This window comes from Thermogemmatispora aurantia, assembly GCF_008974285.1.
In the GTDB taxonomy this organism is placed as follows: domain Bacteria; phylum Chloroflexota; class Ktedonobacteria; order Ktedonobacterales; family Ktedonobacteraceae; genus Thermogemmatispora; species Thermogemmatispora aurantia.
This window is the reverse complement of sequence record NZ_BKZV01000008.1, coordinates 1-21952: the sequence shown is the minus strand read 5'-3', so window position 1 is coordinate 21952 and position 21952 is coordinate 1. Positions and strand designations below refer to the sequence as shown.

At 62.2% G+C, this 21952-nt stretch carries 17 protein-coding genes and 1 CRISPR repeat array; of the genes, 16 read left to right on the top strand and 1 reads right to left on the bottom strand.

What is annotated here, in order from left to right; translation table 11 throughout:
- The first annotated feature begins 112 nt into the window (after positions 1-112).
- The 12 genes from KTAU_RS19345 (at position 113) to KTAU_RS19290 (ending at position 11192) form a co-directional block, all read left to right on the top strand.
- On the top strand, positions 113-895 hold the full coding sequence (locus KTAU_RS19345) for an SDR family NAD(P)-dependent oxidoreductase (RefSeq protein ID WP_069804998.1): 783 nt from the start codon (positions 113-115) through the stop codon (positions 893-895).
- A gap of 107 nt (positions 896-1002) precedes the next feature.
- Positions 1003-1989: a thiamine pyrophosphate-dependent dehydrogenase E1 component subunit alpha gene (locus tag KTAU_RS19340; RefSeq protein WP_151730009.1), complete on the top strand. Its 987-nt coding sequence runs from the start codon at positions 1003-1005 to the stop codon at positions 1987-1989.
- The gene (locus tag KTAU_RS19335) at positions 1986-3017 is read left to right on the top strand and encodes an alpha-ketoacid dehydrogenase subunit beta (RefSeq protein ID WP_151729915.1); all 1032 of its coding nucleotides are present in this window, start codon (positions 1986-1988) and stop codon (positions 3015-3017) included. Before KTAU_RS19340 ends, KTAU_RS19335 begins: the two co-directional genes overlap by 4 nt.
- Before the next feature lie 90 nt (positions 3018-3107).
- Positions 3108-3371 (top strand): DUF2118 domain-containing protein, encoded by a 264-nt coding sequence (locus tag KTAU_RS19330; protein WP_069805002.1) that lies wholly within the window; start codon positions 3108-3110, stop codon positions 3369-3371.
- Between the two features lie 183 nt (positions 3372-3554).
- Complete coding sequence (locus KTAU_RS19325; protein WP_069805003.1) at positions 3555-4388, top strand: FadR/GntR family transcriptional regulator; 834 nt, start codon at positions 3555-3557, stop codon at positions 4386-4388.
- Positions 4376-4627 (top strand): 2-hydroxymuconate tautomerase, encoded by a 252-nt coding sequence (gene thmT / locus KTAU_RS19320; RefSeq protein WP_069805005.1) that lies wholly within the window; start codon positions 4376-4378, stop codon positions 4625-4627. The genes KTAU_RS19325 and thmT overlap by 13 nt, the downstream gene beginning before the upstream one ends.
- Complete coding sequence (locus tag KTAU_RS19315; protein WP_069805007.1) at positions 4627-4995, top strand: VOC family protein; 369 nt, start codon at positions 4627-4629, stop codon at positions 4993-4995. Before thmT ends, KTAU_RS19315 begins: the two co-directional genes overlap by 1 nt.
- 337 nt (positions 4996-5332) lie before the next feature.
- Complete coding sequence (locus tag KTAU_RS19310) at positions 5333-6448, top strand: M24 family metallopeptidase (protein ID WP_170293439.1); 1116 nt, start codon at positions 5333-5335, stop codon at positions 6446-6448.
- 16 nt (positions 6449-6464) lie between these two features.
- A complete protein-coding gene (locus KTAU_RS19305) occupies positions 6465-7625 on the top strand; it encodes a mandelate racemase/muconate lactonizing enzyme family protein (protein WP_069805011.1) in 1161 nt (386 codons plus the stop codon).
- 145 nt (positions 7626-7770) lie between these two features.
- On the top strand, positions 7771-8865 hold the full coding sequence (locus tag KTAU_RS19300; RefSeq protein ID WP_151729913.1) for an NAD/NADP octopine/nopaline dehydrogenase family protein: 1095 nt from the start codon (positions 7771-7773) through the stop codon (positions 8863-8865).
- 121 nt (positions 8866-8986) lie between these two features.
- Entirely contained in the window at positions 8987-9940 is a 954-nt protein-coding gene (dpsA, locus tag KTAU_RS19295; RefSeq protein WP_170293438.1) for a dipicolinate synthase subunit DpsA, read from the top strand.
- The gene (locus KTAU_RS19290) at positions 9933-11192 is read left to right on the top strand and encodes an amidohydrolase family protein (protein ID WP_151729912.1); all 1260 of its coding nucleotides are present in this window, start codon (positions 9933-9935) and stop codon (positions 11190-11192) included. Before dpsA ends, KTAU_RS19290 begins: the two co-directional genes overlap by 8 nt.
- Here KTAU_RS19290 and KTAU_RS19285 read toward each other — a convergent pair.
- Positions 11145-13274 (bottom strand): heavy metal translocating P-type ATPase, encoded by a 2130-nt coding sequence (locus tag KTAU_RS19285; protein WP_151729911.1) that lies wholly within the window; start codon positions 13272-13274, stop codon positions 11145-11147. The genes KTAU_RS19290 and KTAU_RS19285 overlap by 48 nt on opposite strands.
- A 184-nt stretch (positions 13275-13458) precedes the next feature.
- Here KTAU_RS19285 and KTAU_RS19280 point away from each other — a divergent pair, with 184 nt between their 5' ends.
- The 4 genes from KTAU_RS19280 to KTAU_RS19265 all read left to right on the top strand — a co-directional run bounded on the left by KTAU_RS19280 (position 13459) and on the right by KTAU_RS19265 (position 19878).
- On the top strand, positions 13459-13800 hold the full coding sequence (locus KTAU_RS19280) for a CU044_2847 family protein (protein WP_069805020.1): 342 nt from the start codon (positions 13459-13461) through the stop codon (positions 13798-13800).
- 131 nt (positions 13801-13931) lie between these two features.
- Positions 13932-15491, top strand: coding sequence for a trypsin-like peptidase domain-containing protein (locus tag KTAU_RS19275; protein WP_151729910.1), 1560 nt, complete (start codon positions 13932-13934; stop codon positions 15489-15491).
- An 18-nt stretch (positions 15492-15509) separates the two neighbouring features.
- A complete protein-coding gene (locus KTAU_RS19270; protein WP_069805024.1) occupies positions 15510-18569 on the top strand; it encodes a DEAD/DEAH box helicase in 3060 nt (1019 codons plus the stop codon).
- A 58-nt stretch (positions 18570-18627) separates the two neighbouring features.
- Complete coding sequence (locus KTAU_RS19265) at positions 18628-19878, top strand: hypothetical protein (RefSeq protein WP_069805026.1); 1251 nt, start codon at positions 18628-18630, stop codon at positions 19876-19878.
- Positions 19879-20286: 408 nt separating this feature from the next.
- Positions 20287-21494: a CRISPR direct-repeat array (repeat unit 37 nt; unit sequence CTTTCAGTATCCTCGTGCGGATCGTCCCCTCTGCAAC).
- Positions 21495-21952: the final 458 nt, after the last annotated feature.

Below are 21952 nucleotides of genomic sequence, written 5' to 3'. Positions count from 1 at the left end.
GGGCCAGGCTTCCGGTCCGACCCCGGCCCACTGGCCTGGACCAGTGAACTCTCTGGCTGAGTAGACTGTGTGTAGCGCTGCGGGATGCATTCGCACGCAAAGGGGGAAAACAATGACGTTGACGTTGGAAGGACACACCGCTTTGGTAACTGGCGCCGGGCGCGGGATGGGACGCGCGATCGCGCTGCGCCTGGCCCGCGAGGGAGCGCGGATAGCAGTGGCTGATATCGATGAGCAGGGTACCGCCGCTGTGGCTGAGGAGATTCGGGCCGCAGGTGGTGAGGCGCTGCCGATACGACTGGATGTTAGTCGGGAGGAGAGTGTGAATGAGGGAGTACAGCAGGCCCGCACGCGGCTGGGTCCGATCACGATCCTCATCAATAACGCCGGGATTTTCCGTGATACTCCTCTTCTGGAGTCTTCCTTGCAGGATTGGTATTTGAGCCTGGCTGTCAATCTGACCGGTCAGTTGCTCTGCGCTCGGGCAGTGGTACCCGATATGATTGCTCAGCGCTGGGGGCGTATTGTGAACCAGGCTTCGATGATGAGCAAAGTGGCGTTTGGACGCGACTATGCCTACTGTGCCTCTAAGACGGGGGTGCTGGGCCTGACGCGCTCATTGGCGGTAGAGCTGGCCGGCTACAACATCTGTGTTAATGCCCTCTGCCCGGGCAATATTATGACCGCCATGCTGGAGGAGGTCGACCGCGCGGTGGCAGTGCGCGAAGGGAAGCAGCCAGGCCAGTTTCTGAGCGAGCGCCCGCGGGACATTCCTTTGGGACGGCTGGGCAAACCGGAGGATATTGCCGGCGTGGTGGCCTTTCTGTGTGGGCCTGACGGGAGCTATATCACCGGGCAGGCGATCCATGTCGACGGTGGCCTCTATATGGCCTGACCCCATCTGGCTCGGGCAGATCTGGCAGGTCAGTCCAGGAAGGAGCAGAGAGCGTGCAATCGTTGGCCAGCTATACGCCAGCTTTTCTCAAGGAACTGTATCGCAAGATGGTGCTGATCCGCCGTTTCGAGGAGCGGGCGGCGGAGCTGCGCAGCCTGGGTTACATTCCGGGCTTCTTGCATCCCTATATCGGCCAGGAGGCGGTGGCCGTGGGAGCCTGCGCGGCGCTTGGTCCTCACGACTATATTACCAGCACTCACCGCGGACATGGTCACATTTTAGCGCGCGGAGGCGACCCACGCTACATGTACGCCGAGCTGTTCGCCCGTCGCGATGGCTACAACCGCGCGAAAGGCGGCTCGCTGCATATCGCTAATATCGAGCTGGGGATCATCGGCGCTAACGGCATCGTCGGGGGCGGCATCCCGATCGCTGTGGGGGCCGGTCTGGCCCTCAAGCAGGCGCGCCAGATCGCCGTTCACCATCCCGACGATCCGCGGGCGCGGCGCGCCGATGGAGTGGCGGTGACCTTCTTTGGCGACGGCGCCTCTAATCAAGGAGCCTTCCATGAGTCGCTCAACCTGGCCGCCCTCTGGCGCCTGCCGGTGATCTTCATCTGCGAGAATAACCTCTATGGCGAGTTCACGCCGCAGCACAAGCATCAGACGATCCGCGATATTGCCACGCGCGCCAGCTCCTACGCCATTCCCGGCCTGATCGCCGATGGCAACGATGTACTGGACGTCTATCGCGTGGTCAGCAAGGCAGCCGAGGATGCGCGCAAGGGGCGTGGGCCAACCCTGGTCGAGTGCAAGACCTATCGCCATCGTGGTCACTACGAAGGGGATATGGGCCAGTACCGCCCTGCTGAGGAGGTGGCTTTCTGGCTGGAGGCCGATCCCATCAAGAACTATCGCCGCCTGCTGCTGGCCGGGGCAATCTGCACCGAGGACGAGCTGCGGGCGCTTGATCAAGCGGTTGAGCAGGAGTTAGAGGAGGCCGTGGCGTTTGCCAAGGCCTCGCCGCATCCAGCGCCCGAGGAGGCACTGGAGGATGTCTTTGTTGAAAGCTATGGGGGGAGGGCCTTACTATGACTGCTACGCCCAAGGCGGAGAAGGAGCGCCGCTTGACCTATGCGCAGGCCATCCGTGAGGCGCTGGTCGAGGAGATGGAGCGCGATCCCTCGCTGCTGCTGCTCGGCGAGGATATCGGCGAGCCAGGGGGAGTCTTTGGAGTAACCCAGGGCCTGCTCCAGCGCTTTGGGGCCGAGCGCGTGCTCGATACGCCGATCTCCGAAGAGGCCGTCATCGGGACAGCGCTCGGCGCAGCGCTGCTCGGTGTGCCGACGGTGGCGGAAATTATGTTTAGCGATTTTGCCACGCTGGCTATGGATCAGATTGTCAACCAGGCTGCGAAGTTTCGCTACATGACCGGCGGCCGGACGAGCGCGCCCTTTGTGATCCGCATGGTGACGGGCACGGCAGGCGCGACGGCGGCCCAGCATTCGCAGAGCCTGGAAGCCTGGTTCACGGCCACACCGGGGCTGAAGGTCGTGACTGCCTCGACGCCCGCCGACGCCAAGGGCCTGCTCAAGAGCGCTATTCGCGATCCCGATCCGGTGCTCTTTTTCGAGCATAAGCTGCTCTACAATAGTCGCGGCGCGGTACCGGCAGGGGTGGACTCCCTCATTCCGTTGGGTGAGGGTCGCGTGGCCCGCGAGGGCAGCGATGTGACGCTGGTGGCCTATCTGTATATGCTGCCGCGCGCGCTGAAGGCAGCGGAGGCGCTGGCCGGCGAGGGGATCTCTGTCGAGGTGTGGGACCCGCGTACACTGGTGCCTTTCGACCGCGCTGGTCTGCGTCGCTCGCTGGAGAAGACTGGCCGCCTGGTGATTGTTCAGGAGGCCCCGCGCCGCAATGGTTTTTGTGCGGAGATCGCCGCCATTGCTGCTGAGGAGTTTTTCCCGCTGTTAAAGGCGCCGATCAAGCGCGTCTGTGGCACGAATACGCCTATGCCCTATGCCCCTGAGCTGGAGCAGTTTGTCATTCCCGATGAGGAGCGCATCGCCGCCGGGGTGCGCGAGGTGATGCGCAACGCGGTACGCAGCGCATCGGGTAGCTGATGTCAGGGCAGCCGCGGCGCCTGACTAGCCAGGCCATGATGGGCGCGAGGCGCCGCAATGGATGGGCGAGGAAGAAAGGAGTCAGCCGCTATGGCAGAAACCATTGCCATGCCGAAGTGGGGCCTGACGATGGAAGAGGGGACCATCGTCGAGTGGATGGTCGGCGAGGGCGATACGGTCCAGAAAGGGGATGTGCTGGCAGTCGTGGAGACCGAGAAGACCTCTGTCGAGCTGACATCGCCTTTTAGCGGCGTGGTGGCCCGCGTCCTGGTGGCCGATGGGGAGACGGTCCCGGTGGGCACGCCGCTGCTGATCCTGGCCAGCAGCCAGGAGGAGGCCGCTCAGCTCCGCTGACGGCGCGCGAGTCTTCCCCTCCTGGCCCGCTCTCTGGGGAGAGGCCACTGCCGGCGAGCGCTTCGACGTGGGGAGCAAGGAGCGCCCGCCAGAGTCTGTACGTCTTGCGGGGAGTCATATTAAGATATATCTGCTAAGGAGTATAACCGCATATGAGACTACACAGATAGAGGAATCTCAGAGATGAGTAAAACTGAAGCGGAAGCGGCTATCAGGCCACTTCATTTGTCCACCGCGCGCAGCAGCGCAGCCGAGCAGTTACGGCAACTGATCGAGGGCGGCCATTTTGCCCCTGGCGATCGCTTGCCCAGTGAGCGCAAGCTGGCGGAGTTGCTGGGTGTCAGCCGCACAATGGTGCGCGAGGCTATCAGTACTCTGGAGGCCATCGGCCTCATCGAGGTGCGCCACGGCAGTGGCAGCTATGTGACCGCGGAAGTGCCTCAACACAGCGTCTCTGCCATGTGGAGTGCCTGGTACATCGCCCATCGTCAGGACTTGATTCACCTGCTCCAGGTACGGGAGGCCCTGGAGAGCAAGGCCGCCGCGCTGGCCGCGCAGCGGGCGCGTCCGGCACTGGTCATGCGGCTGCGCAAAATTCTGGAAAGGATGCGCAGCGCCGGCGAGCAAGGCCAGATCGATGAGGTCTCCGCTCTCGATAGCGAGTTTCACAGCGCTATTGTCAAGGCAAGCGAAAATCCGATCCTCATTCAACTGCTACTGTCGCTCAACGCTGTGCTCGATAACGATCGGCTGGTCGTTTTCAGTCTGCCCGACCGTCTCCAGCGCTCGCTGCACGACCACGAGTGCATCATTCGGGCAATCGAGGAGCGTGATCCTCTGGCGGCTCAGGCCGCGCTCCACGAGCACTTTGAGAGTGTCTTGAAGGATGTTGAGTCGCCACGACGGCAGGCTCAGGCTGGTAGCGCGCATAGCCAGGACCAGGAAGGGTCTCAGTCGAAGTCGACGGTCCCTGAGCCTGTTCCGGTCACAGGAGGGCGAGAGCCATGCCAGTCGTGATCATCGAGATGTATCCGGGGCGCACGCCCGAGCAGAAGCGAGCCTTAGTGAAGGCGATCACGGAGGCAATGGTCGAGCATGCTGGGGCACGCCCCGATCATCTGCATGTCATTTTGCACGAGGTCGCACCGGAAAACTGGGCCCTGGCCGGGCGCCTGGGGACTGAACGCGACTCGGCCAGCGGCCTCCCCGGCAGCGGTGGCGACACGCCATCTACGCCGGAGAAAGGAGGAGGCTAATGGCGACGATTCGCGGAGTCTCCCATCTCTTGTTGCAGACCAGCGATCTGGCCCGCGCTGAGCGCTTCTATGTGGAGGTGCTCGGCTTCCATGTGCGCGAGCGCACGACCTTCCGCGATGGGCGCCCGCTGGTGGTCATGCACGAGGGGCTGGGCCTGACCGAGCTGACCGAGGAGGGGAAGCGTCTCCGCCAGGAAGCGGGCCAGAGTTTAGAGCATGTGGCTTTTCGCGTCGAGAATATCGCTCAGCTTGAGCACGAGCTGCGCGCCGCTGGGGTGAAGATTGTCGATGGACCCAAGCCAACCGCTTACGGGACTTCGCTCTATTTTCTCGACCCCGACGGCGTCCGCATCGAGTGCCACGATTAGGTCGCTGCCAGTCGACCAGACCGAACGCCGACCGCGACGCCCATCCAGCGTTAGCGGCGGTGGGCGGTATGGCCCGTATCATTCGGTCAGCCTGTATTGGAGGCAACCTGATGGGTAGACAATCGGCTTCCCGTCAGGAAGGTTTTCCCGTTCCCGTGCCGGCTCGCCGGCTACAGAGAGGGCAGTCACTGGGTGGCTGCTGCATATTAGCTCCATAACAGGGCTTAAGACAAGAAACAGGCAAACTGCACAAATTATGCACAATGTCCCTCCTGTGGAGCAACGCCGCTCCCGCGCGAAGAGAAGGGCAGGGTGCAGCCTATTGAGGAACAGCTCTATGTCCAGCGAGATTATTGTCAGGCAGCGCGCCGCCATGCAGGAGCGCGGGCTAGACGCACTGGTCATTGCCTCGCCCGAGAACATCGCTTATACAGCGGATGTTGTCGTACCATCGCAGACCATTGTGCGCCATCGCCTGGTCTACTGTCTGGTGCCACTGCAGGGCGAACCTGAAATCATTGTCGTTGATATCGAGGAGAGCTTTGTCAGAGGCACAGCCTCGATTGCTTCGGTCATAGCCTACAACGAATTTACCGAAGATCCTACGCGCCTGTTAGCCGAGCGTTTGCGCGCCGCCGGTCTGGCTCAAGGGCGCATCGGTCTTGAACTTACCGCCATCGCGCAGAAGAGCTACGAAACACTGCGCGAGGCCCTGCCACGGGCGACGTTTGTGGCCAGCGACGCGCTGCTGAGCGAGTTGCGGATGATCAAGACGCCGGGGGAGCTGGCGAAGTTGCGCGCTGTTGGCAAGGCGGCGGAGCGGGCGGCCCGTCAGGCTTTCGAGCAGGCGCGCGTCGGTATGACTGAGATGGAGCTGGGCCAGTTGATCACCGATGCCTATCTGGCCAACGGCGGCGATCGTCTGACGATGCTGGTCGTCGGCGCAGGCGAGCGCAGTGGTCTGGCCAATGCGGCTCCGACGCGCCGTCCTCTGCGCGGCGGCGACCTGGTACGCATCGATGTCATCGGTACCGGTCAGCTCTACTATTCCGATGTGGCGCGGACCGCTGTCGTCGGGAAGGCCAGTGAGGAGCAGCTACGTACCTGGTCGCATATGGTGGAGGCCCGCAAGGCTGCTCTCGATGGTATTCGTCCCGGCCAGAGTACGCGCGCCCTCTACCAGCGCTACGCGGCCCAGATGGAGCGCTGGGGTCTCCCTCCGATCAAATTCCTTGGGCATGGTCTGGGCCTGACCCTCCACGAGGAGCCGTATCTTGGCCCCTATACCGATATCACCTTGCAGCCGGGCATGGTCCTTTGCATCGAGCCGCTCTGCTGGTATCCCGATCGCTGGGGCGTGCAATACGAGGATGAGCTGATCGTGACGGAGGACGGCTACGAGCTGATTACGGATCAGTATGATGCTTCGGAGCTGTTCGTGATCCCCGCTTGAAAGGACGAGCAGATCGGTGAAGATTACTGGTTATCGCTGCTATCTGGTGACCTTGCCGTCGCGCCGGGTCCATAACTGGGCGAGTAAGATGGAGACGCCGATCGGGAGCCATCTCCTGCTGCGCCTGGAGACCGATGAGGGCTTGATCGGCTGGGGTGAGGCGCCGGCCATCGCGACCTGGGGCGGCGCTCATATGACCTATTTCGGCGAGACGCCGCGGACGGTGCACCACATCATCGCCGACTACCTTTTTCCGGTCATCGTCGGCCACTCGCCGTTAGAGATCGGCCCGCTGCATGCGGCGATGGATCGGGTGGTCAAGGGCCATCCCTATGCGAAGGCGGCGGTTGATATGGCGCTCTACGATCTGGCCGGTCAGGCGCTGGGGGTGCCGGTCTACCAGCTGCTCGGCGGGGCTTATCGCGATCGCCTGCCGATCGCCCACAGCCTGGGTATTATGGAGAACCGTCAGGCGGTGGCAGAGGCCGAGCGCGCGGTCGCCGAGGGTGCGCGCACCATTAAGGCCAAGACGGGTCTTGATCCGGCGCGCGACATCGAGCTGGTGCGCCTGCTACGCGAGGCTCTGGGTCCTGGAATTCAGATTCGCGTCGATGCCAACGAGGGCTATCGCTCGGTGAGCGAGGCGGTCCGTGTGACACGCGCGATGCAGTCCTTCGATCTGGCCTTCACCGAGCAGCCGGTGGCTGATGTTGAGGCGCTGGCCTTGATTGCGCGTCAGGTGGCGGTGCCGGTGATGGCCGATGAGAGCGCCTGGACACCGCAGGATATTCTGCGCATTCACGCCTTGCAGGCTGCTGAGCTGATCTCGCTCTACGTCACCAAGCCAGGGGGCCTCTTCCGCGCGCGCGAGGTGGCGGCGGTCGCCGAGGCTGTTGGCCTGCGCTGCGATATCGGTGGCTCGATCGAGATGGGTGTGGGCAATGCGGCGAATCTGCACCTGGGAGCGGCGACGCGCATTGCTGAGCTGGCCAGCGTCTGCCCGGTGAGTCGTCCGGCGGAGGCTCTGGATGGGCAGATCGCTGGAGTCTATTATCTCGACGATATTATCAGCGAACCTCTGGCCTACGAGGATGGCGCGGTGCTGGTTCCGCAGAGGCCGGGCCTGGGGGTGCAGGTTGATGAGCGCAAGCTGGCGAAGTATGCCGTGGCGCTCTGACCCTCTTTGAGCTATCGACATACCGTGCGGCCTCACGGCTGGACGCGGGCGCCAGGCAGGGCCGGCTGCAGATGGGAGCGCACTCGCCGGCCCAGTCCGCTCGTATGGCTGGAGGGATGATCAAGCTGAAAGGAGCGCGTTGAGGATGGCAACCATTGCAGTGCTCGGCGGAGGCAATGGGGGCTTCGCCGCTGCCGCTCATCTCACTGCTCTCGGTGAGCGAGTTCACCTGTACAGCCGTTCAGCGGAGACGCTGCGGGTGGCGCGCGAGCGCGGCGGTATTGCCTACAGTGGCGCTGCTGGCGAGGGTCTGGCGCCGGTGGCCTGTCTGACCAACGACCTGGCCGAGGCGCTGGCTGGGGCTGAGCTGGTGATGCTCTGCGTGCCGGCCACGGCCTTCGCCGATCTGGCGCGGGCCCTCGCGCCCTTGCTGGCCCAGGCCGGCGGGCCGCCCTTGCTACTCAATCCCGGCAATACTGGCGGCAGCCTGGTCTTCCGCCGCTTGCTCATCGAGGCCGGTTGTGCTGACCCGCCGCCTATCGCTGAGACCAATACGCTGACCTACATTTGCCGGAAGCAGGGTGAGGGAGAGGTCTATATTTCTTCACTGGTGCAGCACGTGCGTCTGGCCACCCTGCCGGCTCCGGCGGTCGAGACGCTTTGGCCGCTGCTGAGCCGCCTCTATCCCTCGCTGCGACCGGTGGAGCATGTGCTGGTGACGGCCCTGAGCAACGTCAATGCAGTGCTGCACCCGCCAGGGATGGTGTTGAGTGCGGCCTGGATCGAGCACAGCGGCGGCGATTTTCGCTACTACTACGACGCTGGCACGCCGGCGGTGGCCCAGGTGATGGCCGACCTTGACCGCGAGCGCCTGGCCGTGGCCGCGGCCTGGGGCCTGGCTTTGGAGCCTTTTCCCAAGCTGTTCGCCGATCTCGGCTCGACTTCGCCGGAGGCGGGGGCCAGCGGCTCGTTTCTACGCATGTTGCGTGAAAGCGCCCCCAATCAATTTATTAAGGCGCCCGCCAGCCTGGATAGCCGCTATCTGCATGAGGATATTCCCTTTGGTCTGGTGCCGATGAGCGAGCTGGGGCGGGCCTTGGGTGTGGCGACGCCGGTGATGGACGCGCTGGTGACGTTGGCCTCTTCTATGAACCGGCGCGATTACCGGGCTACGGGCTGGGGACTGGCGCGTTTGGGTCTGCCGCCTGCGCGTGAGGCGGCGCTGGCGTTGCTCCGCTGAAGAGGACGGCCAACGGGCAGCAAGCCGGGACCAGGGCGGCGCTCATCCCTGCGCGCTGGTCCTGGTTGGAGCGGCGCGCAGAGCACTGAATGCGGGATCGTCTCACACTATGGAGCAGCTTATGATGGGAGCAGCAGCAGCAGGCAATGAGAGAGGCGAAGAGCGACCTGGACTGAGCGGACTGCAGGTCGCCGTGATCGGAGGCGATGGGCGCGAGCTGGAGGTGTTGAAAGGTCTGCTGGCCGAGGGGGCTAGCGTGCGGGCCTGCGGCTGTCCGCCGGCGGCAGCCGAGATCATGGGGTGGCCCCAGTGCCGGACGCTGGCCGAGGCCATTGCCGGCAGCGATGTCATCATTGCTCCGGTGCCGGTGATCGCCCCGGATGGGAGCCTCTACGCGCCTCAGTGGCCGGAGCCGCTTTTTTTGGATGCGACGGCCCTGGCCGAGGCGAAGCCGGGGGCGCTTTTGTTGATCGGTACCAGTACGCCGCAGTTGAATGCGCTGGCGCAAGAGCGCGGCTTGCGCATTCAGGAGTATGGCGATGACGATGAGCTGATGATTCTGCGGGCGCCGACGATTGCTGAGGGGGCCATCGGTCTGACCATCGCCAATACGGAGGTATCCATCCACGATGCCCAGGCGCTGGTGGTTGGCTTCGGGCGCATCGGCTTTACGTTGACGCGGCTGTTGTTGAATATGGGGGCTCATGTGCGTGTGGCGGCGCGTAATCCGGTGCAGCGCGCGCGGGCCTGGGAGTTGGGAGCGCGTCCTCTGCCGCTGGAGGAGCTGGCGACGGCGGTGGCTGACTGTGATATGGTCTTCAATACGGTGCCGGCCCTGGTGCTGACGCGCGCGGTGCTGGAGCAGATGCGACGCGATGTTTTTGTGCTGGATATCGCTTCGGCCCCAGGTGGCACTGATTTTGAGGCGGCGCGCGAGCTGGGCATCAAGGCGATGCTGGGGCGTGGCCTTGGCAGCCGGGCCCCGCGGACCGCCGGACGCAGTCAGTGGCAGGGACTGCGTAAGCTGATTTTGGCGGCTCTGCCCAGCCTGCGACGAGGTGAGAGGCATGGCTGATTTACTGCTGCGTCGGGCGCGCCTGGCGCTGGAGCAGGTCGCCGGGCCTGACCCTGTGGATATTTTGATTCGCTCCGGTCAGATCGCGGCTCTGGCTCCCAGCCCGACGGTCGCCGAGAGCGACATCCCTGTCCTCGATGTGGCAGGACGCCTGGTGCTGCCGGGCCTGGTTGAGGGCCACATTCACCTTGATAAGGCTCTGACGCGCGATCGCATTCTCAATCGCTCGGGGACGCTGGCCGAGGCCATTCGCTGCAATCTGACGCTGTCGTCGAGCGTCAGCGAGGAGGATATCGTGGAGCGGGCGACGACCACGGCACTGTGGGCACTGCGCTGCGGGACGACGATGCTGCGTACCCACGTCAATGTCGATCCGCAGATCGAGCTGCGCGGCCTGCATGCCCTGCTGCGGGTGCGCGAGCGGCTGCGCTCGTTGCTGGATATTGAGATTGTGGCCCTGCCCAATCGCTTGCTGGGAGAGCAGGGACGGCGCGGGCGCGAGCTGCTGGCGGCAGCCCTGGAGGAGGGGGCCGATGCGATTGGCGGTACTCCGCTAGTCGAGGAGGATCAGCGTGGGTTGATCGACGAGGTCTTTCGTCTGGCCCGGCGCTATGGCCGTCCTCTGGATCTGCACATCGATGAGTCGGAGTCGCCTGCCGATTTCGTGCTGCCCTATCTGGCGGAGCGCACGCTGCAGGAGGGCTACGAGGGTCGGGTGGTGGCCGGTCATTGTTGCTCGCTGGCGGCGGTTGACGATGCCACCGCGGCGCGCACCATCGAGCTGGTGGCGCGGGCGCGCATCGCGGTAGCGACTTTGCCGGCGACCAATCTCTACCTGCAGGGTCGTCGTGATCGCCAGCCGATTCGCCGCGGGATCACGCGCGTCAAGGAGCTGCTGGCGGCGGGGGTGACGGTCTTCTGTGGCTCGGACAACATCAAGGATATGTTTAACCCCTTTGGCAGCCCCGATCTGCTTCAGATGGCGCAGCTGCTTGGCTATGTCGCGCAAATGGGCAGCCCCGAGGAACAGCGCTGGCCGCTGGAGAGCATTACGAGGCAGGCAGCGGCGGCCCTGGGCCGGAGCGCCGGGTTGAGCGTGGGAGAGCCTGCCGATCTGGTGGTGCTTGACTGCCAGCGTCGCGAGGATATTCTATCGGATCTGCCCGCCCGTCTCTATGTGATCAAGCGCGGGCGCATCGTCTGGTCAACCCCTGGGGCTGGACTTGATCCGCTGGCGCAGGAGGCGCGTTGAGTTGGCCAGGATGCCCAGGTCGGGCAGGGACTGCGCCGCGGCGGCGACGATGGGCGGGAGCAGTCCCCAGGCGGCCAGGCTCAGCCCGAGCAGGTTGTAGAGCAGAGTGAAGACCAGGTTGAGCCGCACAACGCGCATGGTGCGCCGTGCGATTTGCACCAGGGCCGGTAGCAGGCGCCAGTCTTCGCGCAGCAGCGCCACATGGGCCGCTTCGAGGGCGACATCTGTCCCTACCACGCCGAGCGCGACGCCGACGTCGGCCTGCGCCAGGGCCGGAGCATCATTGATGCCGTCGCCTACCATGATGACGCAGTGCCCCTGCGCCTGATAGGCTTTGACGATGGCGATTTTATCTTCGGGCAGCAGCCGGGCGCGATAGCTGATTCCCAGTGGACCCGCCAGGCTGGCGGCGGCCTCCTCATGATCGCCGGTCAGCAGTTCAATCGATTGGAAGCCAAGGGCGCGTAGTTGGGCCAGGGCCTCCACCACCTCGGGACGCAGTCTATCGCTGGCCGCCAGGATGCCGATCAGCGCTCCCTCGCAAGAGACAAAGAGCAGGCTTTTGCCCGCCGCGGCCAGGTTTCGGGCCGCAGCGGGCTGCTGTCCCTCTGGCAGGAGGGAAACATTGCCCACGCTCACCAGGCGGCCCTCGATGCTGGCGCGGACGCCCCGTCCTGGCAGCACTTCGAAGGTCTCGGGATCGCTCAGAGCCACCCCTTCGTCGCGTGCTGCTTGCCGTACGGCCTCGGCCAGCGGATGCTCCGAGTAGCGTTCGGCGCTGGCGGCCAGGTGCAGCAGCTGCTGGCGTGTCATCCCTGCTAACGGGAGCACATCGCAGATCTGCAGTGTGCCGCTGGTGAGCGTTCCTGTCTTATCGATGAGCAGGACATCCGCTTGCGCCAGGCGCTCCAGATGAGCCCCGCCTTTGATCAGCAGGCCGTGCGAGGCGGCGGCAGCGATCGAGGCCAGCATGGCGATTGGTGTCGCCAGCGCCAGTGAGCAGGAGCAGGCCACTACGAGCACCGCCGCCGCGGCCAGTGGATCGCGCCTTAGCAGCAGGGCCAGCAGGGCAACGGCCAGGACAACCGGCAGGAACCAGGCTGAGAAGCGATCGGCCAGACGTTGCACGGGGGCGCGCTGGGCCTCGGCCTCCTCGACGAGCGCCACAATCCGCGCAAAGGTGGTGTTGCTGCCGGCCCGTGTTGCGCGAATGCGCAGGCTTCCCCCTTGCACGAGGGTGGCAGCAAAGACCCGGCTGCCCGGGGCGGCTTCCAGTGGGAGGGCTTCACCCGTGATGGCAGCCTGGTTGACGGTCGCCTGGCCGGCAACGACCTCGCCATCGACGGGGATGGCCTCACCAGGACGCACGACAACGATTTCGCCAGGGGCTACCTCTTCGACCGGGATAACTTGCTCTTCTTCCTCTCGGATGACGCGCGCCTGCTGGGGCGCCAGAGCGGCCAGGCGTTTGAGGGCCTGGCGCGAGCGCTCGCTGGTCAGGCGTTCGCTGTATTTGCCGACGTGCATGAAGAAGACCACGACGGCAGCTGTGGGCCATTGGCCGATGAAGAGGGCCGCCAGGACGCCGAGCGACATCAGGGTATGCGAGATGATGCGTCCGCGCCGGGCCGCTTGCAGCACGTCCCAGAAGATGGGGGCCCCGGCGAGCAGGGTCAGGCCGACCCCAATCGGCCAGGGCAGGCGATCGGTGAGGCGATCGAGCAGGCCCAGCCACTCGCCCACGATGATCAGCAAGAGTACGGCCCCGAAGAGGAGGCCATAGAGGGTGAAGAGGGTGCGCGTCAGACGCCGCTGGGACTGTTCGGCGAGGCTTGTCGCTGTCTTCTGCTGAAGAAGCGGGGGTCTGGCCTGGTAGCCGGCCCGTTCGACGGCCTGGCAAAGCGCTGGCAGGTCAACGCGCGCGGGATCAACCGTCAGGAGAGCCTTTTCGGCGCTCAGTAGTACGCTCACTTCGTGCACGCCCGGCAGCGCTTCCAGAGCCTGGCGCACGTGTCCGGCGCACTCGGGACAATCCATCCCTGTCACCATGAGTTCGAGCCGGCGTGTTCCTGCTGGCTCCATCTCCTGCCTCCTTCCGCCCTTTGAGAGTGCTGCTCTTGTCCGTCTTTTCTATAGAAGCACAGCCTGGGCAAGGAATGCAAGGCTTGTCATAGGCTGTGCTTTTCCCGTCGAATTCGTACGCTGTTTACCTCTGGTAACTTCGTTCATATCAGAAAAAGAGAAGTATGAGGAGAGAGAAAAGCCTATGAAGAAGCTGGTTGCCTTTCCCCTGGAGGATGGTGGGCAGGTGGTGATTGAGGTTGAGGAGCCGGAGCCGGAAGGGGGCGAGCGGGTCCCGGTCTCCCGCCGCCTGACGAGGCCGGAGCAGGCGTCGGAAACGCTGGAGAAGGCGCTGCAGAAGGTCCTACCGGCCATCAAGGCGGTGGCAGAGAAATTACATCATCTGGATCTCAAGCCCGACGAGGTTGAGATCGCCTTTGGGATCAAGCTCAGCGCTTCGCTGGGCGCTATTCTGGCCACTGCCGGCAGTGAGGCCAATTTCGATATCACGCTGCACTGGTACGGCAAAGATCGCCCAGTGCGCTAGCGCTGCTTAGTGGGCCGTGGGAGCTGCCGCACCGCTCCTGCGGTCCATTGACATCCAGGGTGACAAGCTGTATATTTGAGACGCATTCACCAGGAGTAATATTGACCTGTCTGGAATGCTGAGTCATCTCGATGCCAGCTTTTGAAGAGGCTATTCGGCGCGCTATTGTTCGAATCCTTGCTTCGCCCGAGCATACAAGTGTCTGCGGTGCCGGCTTTCTGATCGCCCCGCGCCGGCTTCTGACCTGTGCTCACGTGGTGAGCACAGCTCTGCAGTGCTGGGAGCCAGAGGAGCTGAAGAGGCACGCAATACTGCTTGACTTCCCTTTTCTCAATGCTCGTGAGCCGTTGCATGCCTCCATTGTCCACGTGGACCCTTCTCAACAGCACGATCTGGCCGTCCTTGAGTTGCGCGACCGGGCACCGGCGGAGGCCCGGCCCGTGCCTCTGAAGCGGTGTGGGACTTTCTGGGATCATCCCTATCGTGTGTTGGGCTTCAGTGATCAGTTTGGAGAAGGCGTTTGGGCCGAGGGCCACCTCCAGGGAGAGGATGGAACGGGCGCTATCCAGATGGCCAGCCATTCTGGTTCTGAGCATGTTATTCGGGAAGGTTTCAGCGGCGCACCCGTTTGGGATGAGACAGAGGAGGCCGTGGTTGGGATGGTAAGCGAGGTCATTCGGTGGGGCTCGTATGACAGCCGCCCCGTGATGCTGCCTCTACGGCACCTATGCCAGAGCTGGCCGGAACTCGTTACTTACCTCATTCGCGAGCCGTCTGCGCCTGTTACAGCGCCCCGGGCTCCTGCCGATCCTTTCATAGAGCAAGAGTGGCAGTCTGGTCAGCTCATCACAATTGACAGCGGGCAGTATCTGCTGACCGAGCGTTTGCGAGAAGAGACCAGTTCCGACCCGCCAGCCCTGGAGCGCTGGTATCTGGCTCGCCCTTTTCCGCCGAAGGAGCAGAAACGACGCCGGGGCATTGAGCATGTGCTCATCAAGCAGATCGTCCTTCGCCTCCCAATGGCAGAGGGAGCGCGTTTGTTACAACAATTGCGGAATGAGAGTGAGCTACTGATGCGGCTTCGAGCGGGTACGATTTTCCCTGCTCTCCTGGTGACCGAGACCGGCTCCCAGAGCTTTACGCTCGTGCAGCGCTATCCCCCAGGTCGGCCTGTAAGTCGCTATTTCCCCGAGCAAGATCAGCCGGCTGACCTTTTTAGAGCGCGGGAGCTGTTACGTGCATTGCCGCCTTTTTGCAGTCAGTTGGCCGCGCTGCACCGGCTTGGGGCTGCCCATCGCTATCTTTCTGGTGACAGCCTGATCATGGAACCGCGCCGGCATGGCCCACCTGTCTTGCGCTTGCGTGATCTTGGACTGGCCACACGACCCGCCTGCGCTGGTGAGGGGCCCCGAGGGTATGCCGCCCCCGAGCAGCTCTACGCCCGCTATTCGATACCCGGCACCGACCTCTATCAGCTGGGGGCCTTGCTCTACCATCTGCTGACCGGCAAGTTGCCCGGCTCCTTCATGTATGGGTTAGCGCCTCCTTCCAGCTTGCAGCCGGAGCTTGCCCCGGCGCTCGATTCTGTCATCATGCGCGCACTTGCACGAGAGCCGGCGCAGCGCTGGCCTGACCTGGACACTTTTGCCAAGGCTCTCAACAGCGTCTTGCAAGACTGGTCTCGCGCGTGAGGAGGAGGCAGCCAGGGAATGCAGGAAAGCAGTTTCAAGCTCCGTGTCCTTGTGCTTGTCGTTGGCAAGCTCGCCCTGATCTTGCCGGAGCTGCGGCGGCGCTATCCCGCCTGGCCTGCCAATGTGGAACGTCTCCAGGAGGAGCTGGAGCGCTCCTATTCCCGGATTCCTGTCCTGGTGCGCCCTGATCGGGAGCGCGGACAGCCGTATCTTCTGCTCTGCACCGGTACCTATGCCTTGAAAGTGGTCCTTTCATCCCAAGGCGACGCCTACATCGTCCTGAGCCTGCAGCCGCTTGGCCACCGGGAGCATGATGCCCTGGCTCGCGGCGAGGCCCTCATGCTGGAAGTGGGAAGGTGGTATCTTGTCAATGGGTTTAATGAGATCCCGCGGGCATGGCAAGAGTGGCTCATCAATGACTATAAGCAAATCATCGAGGCCAGTCAGAGACATCAGGCGAGGCTGCGCGCCCGGCAGGCGGCCCTGGCAGAGGCCCTGCTCGCTCAGGCAGAACAGGAGGCTCTCACTCCGGCCCAGGAAGCGCTACTAGCGACCCTGGAGCGCACCATCCACTTGACACGCGAGATTGAGAAGGCTAACGAGGAGAGCAAACAGCCCATCTTCTACAGGCAGGTCGATGCCGCCGGTGAGGCTCGCTACAGCAGCCGCGATATCTATATATTTAGCTTGGTCGATCCTTCCCAGGCAGCGCAGTTAGAGCGCGGCCTCTTTCTGGCGCTGGAAGAGCGCAGAGAGCTACGCGGCCATGTCCTGGACGTTCAGGGCGATCGCTTCATCGTTCAGTTTGAGCACGCTATCGATCTCGATGATCTGCGCCCGCCGAAAGCCTTCCTGCTGCTTGGCAGTGAGGCAGCCTTTCGCGTGCAGCAGGAGGCCATCGAGAGGCTGCGCATCGGAGAGGCAGAGAATCCTTCTCTGCTGGCGGTCCTGGCAGAAGGTCGCTATCAGCCCTATTCAGAACCTCTGCCCCAACCTCACCCGCACCTCAACGCGGCTCAGGCGACCGCCTTCCGGCGGGCTTTAGCTGTCAAGGATCTGCTGCTGGTGCAGGGACCGCCGGGGACGGGCAAAACGCATACGATCAGTGAGATTGTGCGCGCTTGCGCCCGCCGAGGTGAGCGCGTGCTGGTAACCGCGCGTACGCATAAGGCGGTCGATAACGTGCTCCAGAGCCTTCCTCGGGAGCTGGATATCTTGCGTGTCGGTCAGGAGCTGCTGGTCTCGCCAGAAGTGAGATCGCTTTTGATCGATGAGCGCGCCCGTTCGTTGCAGACTAGCCTGCTCAAGGCAACTGCAGAGCTGCTCCAGGCGTACGAGAAGCTGGCCGCACACCAGGATGAGATCGATCGTTTTGTGGCACTGGGTCCTCGGATTCAGGCGCGGCTCGCAGAGCTGAACGCTGCCTGTAGGATGAGCTGGATGCGCTATAGCCAGGAACAGCAGCGCCTACAGGCAATGTTCAGCCAGGAGCGCGAGTCTCTCCAGCAGCGTTATGCCGCGAGTCAGCAGCAGCTGGAGAAGATCCGCCGGCGCGGTGAGCGCCTGACTCGCAGCGTCACCAGGGCCAGGAGTCGTCAGCATTGGCCGCTGCTGGGCGCTTTCTGGCGCTGGCGCCTGCCGCGCTTGCAGCGGCGCCTGAGAGAGCTGCAACAGGCTTTTCAGACCACCAGTGGGCAGTTACAGCAGCTAGCCTCTCATCTGGCTGTCCTGGACAGACGCTTTGCTCAGCTTGAGCAGGAGGAGCCGCTCATCTCTCTGCGACGCCGCTACGAGCAGGCAGCGAGCGCTTTCCAGCAGGAGCAGGAGCATGCCTCACGCCAGCTCAACCGCCTTCTGATGGACTTGAGGGCGCTGTTTCCAGCTCAGGAATTACCCGCGCTGGCCAGCGATTATGCTTCGTTGTTGCAGTCGCTACAGGACTTTGCGCAGGGCTGGTCGCTTCGCCTGCGTTCTCTCTTCACCCACCGGCTGCAGTTGTTACGGGACTGGCATCATACGCTGGAGGTTCGTCACCAGGACCTTTATCCGTCTCTGTTGCGTATGGCTAACGTGATCGGCGCTACCTGCATTGGCTCGGCGACGGCACGCATTCTTTCCGATGTGACCTTTGATCTGGTGCTTGTCGATGAGGCGGGTCAGATCAGTCTCGCTGATCTGCTAGTACCGCTGGTGCGCGGCAAACGCGCTGTGCTGCTCGGCGACCATCAGCAGTTGCCGCCGATCGTCGATCAGACGGTGCGCCAGCGCCTGGCTGCTTTGAGCCAACAGGCGGCGATAGGCGAAGAAGAGGGCGGCGAGGAGGCGGTGAGCGATATTGAAACGCTGCTCTCTAAGAGCATGTTCGAGATGCTGGTTGAGCGGGTTGATGAGCAGCATTTCGTCATGCTCACTGAGCAGTATCGTATGCCCGAGCGCATTGCCCGCTTTGTCTCAGCGCAGTTCTATGGCAACAGGCTTCGGACTGCCAGTCTCCCTCGTTTGTGGCATGCTCGCTGCGAGAGCGATCCTTTGTTTCCTGCCTCTTTTACCTTTATTGATACGGCGGAGATGGAGAGTTCCTATCGCATGGAGCGCGGCCACTATTACAACGATGCCGAGGCCAGGATCATTGTTGAGCTGGTGCTGCGTGCGCTGCAGCAGGGGCGGGATTGGCGCATTATTGTGCCCTATCAGGAGCAGGCCGCTTACATCCGCGAGTTACTCAGGCAGGCAGCGAGCGAGTACGGTCTTGAGCTGCAGGCGCTGATCGCGACGGTTGACTCGTTCCAGGGGGGCGAAAGTGATCTGGTGCTCTATAGCTTTACGCGCAGTAACCGCCGTCATGCGATCGGGTTTCTGCAAGAGCACCGGCGCTTGAATGTGGCGCTGACGCGGGCGCGTGAGCAGCTGATCCTCGTCGGGGATAGCGATACGTTGCTCAATGCGATGAGCGGAGGCAGGCCCGCCGAGGATTTTCGCCGGTTGATGCGGGATCTACTTGAGTATGCTCGCTGTCAGGGGGAATGCTTGAGTTTCCGCACCTGTCGGGCCCGCCTGGCGCGCGGCAGCGTGGCCTGAATGAAGCTGGGCAGCATCGTGCGGCAGGCGGGCGAGAAGCAGGAGAGGGGTCCGTCTGATGGAGACGAGAGGGGAACGTCTCAGGAATCTTTTTGTTTCTCCGAACCGCGTCGTCGAGATCGTGCAGGCTATGGGGGAGCTGGTGCCGCTGCGTCAGTTTCGCCTGCTGTTTCCTCTGTGGCGGGTGAGTATCAGTGGCCGTCAGTATGAGAAGCGCCCTTATGAGTTGCTGGAGCGTTTTCTTGAGCGCGCGATCGGTGAGGCGGAGCTGCGAACAGCAGCAGAGCTGGTGCGCTTTTTTGGGCTGCCGCCGGCAGCCGTTGCGAAGATGCTGGACTTTTTGCGGACGGTGGGCCATGTCAGCGGCGATGATGCGGATTTGCGTCTGACCGAGCTGGGACAGGCTTCGCTGCAGAGTGGGCTGTTTCTGCGTCCGTTGGAAAGTCAGCGCTTGCTCTATTTTGAGGCGTTTGATTCGCAGCCGCTGCCACGGAGCTACTATGAGCGTGAGTCACTGATTCTCTCGGAGGTGGAGGCGGAGGCGGCGCGATTGGGCGACCGCACGATGACGCGCCTGTACAGTGACTCGTACTTCGATCCTGAACGGTTGCGGCAATTGGCCAGGCGAGGTGACCGGGAACAGTATAATTTGCCGTCTGAGCTGGAGCTGGGGCCTAATGCAATCCGGCAGGTGGCGCGGGCCTATTTTCCGTTGACGGTGGTCGAGGCTCACGCTTATGATGAGCACTATCGGCATGCTGTAAAGAAACGCTATCTGGCGTTCTCTCCTGTCGCTGGTTATCGTGATCTCTTTTTCGAGCGGCTGATTCAGGGGAAGCCGGCGATTGCTTATTCGTTTCCTGAGCTGGACGAGGGCAACGTTCCCAAGGTCATCGAACGCTATGCTTCGCGTCAGGGGTTGCAGCTTCCGGATGAGGCGCGGATTGCGCGCAACGCTGCTGGCCTGTGGCAGCTTGTGCTCTCGCCGCGCCTTTTTCAGGCGGCCAGCACAGGCGAGCGGCAGCCTTTGCGCCCGAGCGATGTGGGCAATGTGCGTCAGGAGAATGGGTATTTTTTCCAGCTCTGGTGTAAGGACGAGCAGCTGCGGCGCCGTAGTGCTCTGGAGCAGACGCTGCTCTTTGTTGAGCGCGAGCAGCGTCGGAGACAGCCGCTTTTCCGCGGGTCCTTGCTTCAGGTAATGGGGCATATTTGTAAGCGTCTGGCGGTGCCGGTGCCGGATTGGCCGGAGCTGGTAGATTTTGCGCGAGAGCAGGGACGCGAGGACCTTCTTGAGGAGTTTGAAGCGTAAACTATTTGGCCGGCGGGCGCTGCGAGCGCTAAGGGAAGCTGATGGCTGGCCTCTCGTCTGCCGGCCAGCCAGGGATCAGTGCTATCCACCATTACAGACATCTGTGCTTTAGCCAATGGCTATGTGCAGTCAGTGATCTCTCGCCCTTCTCTGAGCATCCTCTTTAATCAGCTGTTCAGCATACCTCATTCCAGTATCCTCGTGCGGATCGTCCCCTCTGCAATGTCACAACCTGTACTATCTGGAATACGAGCAAGACCTTTCAGTATCCTCGGTACAGATCGTCCCCTCTGCAACACTCGCGTGAAGCCTGCCACACTCGCTGGCTACAACCCTTTCAGTATCCTCGGTACGGATCGTCCCCTCTGCAACATTTCTGCAGCCAGCAAGTAGATGCTTCCTTTAAGTCTTTCAGTATCCTCGTGCGGATCGTCCCCTCTGCAACTTGCGATATCGATCCGGTGAATCGCTCCCGTTGCCCCTTTCAGTATCCTCGTGCGGATCGTCCCCTCTGCAACCTGGCCTGGGCCACTGTCAAGATGCATCAGGTATACCCTTTCAGTATCCTCGTGCGGATCGTCCCCTCTGCAACTAATAGAGATACGCCCCCTGCAAGTCTGCGAACATCTTTCAGTATCCTCGTGCGGATCGTCCCCTCTGCAACTTGCGATATCGATCCGGTGAATCGCTCCCGTTGCCCCTTTCAGTATCCTCGTGCGGATCGTCCCCTCTGCAACGTTGTTCGGTTGTGCTTTTGAGCGCTTTTTGCGCTCCTTTCAGTATCCTCGTGCGGATCGTCCCCTCTGCAACTGAAGCGCTTGATCCGCCGGCGTCCTGCGACTATTGTCTTTCAGTATCCTCGTGCGGATCGTCCCCTCTGCAACTCTCTCCTCAAAAGAGTCCTGTTCCTATTCCCTTGCTTTCAGTATCCTCGTGCGGATCGTCCCCTCTGCAACTGCTGCACATATGGAACAGACAAGCGCCAGAGAAACTTTCAGTATCCTCGTGCGGATCGTCCCCTCTGCAACCATTTTTGTGCCACTGCGTATACACGTCTTTGGCGCCTTTCAGTATCCTCGTGCGGATCGTCCCCTCTGCAACGCTATACTGAGAACAGAAATGAGAGCGGTCAGCCGTCCTTTCAGTATCCTCGTGCGGATCGTCCCCTCTGCAACCGTCTTCACTAGATGTCTGAAATACCTCTGAAACGTCCTTTCAGTATCCTCGTGTGGATCGTCCCCTCTGCAACGAAGAGAGACATCTTTTGATGGCTTGTTGAATCCACCCTTTCAGTATCCTCGTGCGGATCGTCCCCTCTGCAACTCAATCAGACTATACATTAGTGCTTACGATTAATCCCTTTCAGTATCCTCGTGCGGATCGTCCCCTCTGCAACACACCCACTCGTCTGAGCCAGCCAGGTACCCGGCATAACTTTCAGTATCCTCGTGCGGATCGTCCCCTCTGCAACTTTCGTGATGCCAGTGCCTTTACATCCCTGCTTCATCTTTCAGTATCCTCGTGCGGATCGTCCCCTCTGCAACTCCAGGCGCCTGCGGTGCTGCTTTCTCCAAATACCCTTTCAGTATCCTCGTGCGGATCGTCCCCTCTGCAACCGCGCCCAACGAAAGCGAACCCGGGATACTTCTTCCATAGACTACAACGATTGAGGCCCCGTTTTTGGCATCTGAGAGGCTCGTTTTTCTCTCCCTCCCCCTCTCAAAATACATCGCCTTACGATATTTCTCGAAACTCGTTTTTTGCAAGCCGCAAGGGGCGAGTTTCGAGAGCGCATAAGCCTTATCTTCATCATAGAAAGAGTAAAACATGCACACTTTCATGGTAATGCGGTCAGAATCTGACCGCATTTAGTTGCTGGCTCCGGAGAGTTTCGAATCGATCGCTCATACGACCCTCATCGCCAGGGGTTTCGGCCCGGCCTGCAACTTTGAAGGTGGAGGAAGGAGCCTTCGGCCTCCCCCTCAACCCTCTCCCGCCAGCTTAAGCCCGAGACGCCCTGTTCTGCTATGTGATAGATACCGACTATGTCTATCGGAAAGGGAGAAGCGCCGGC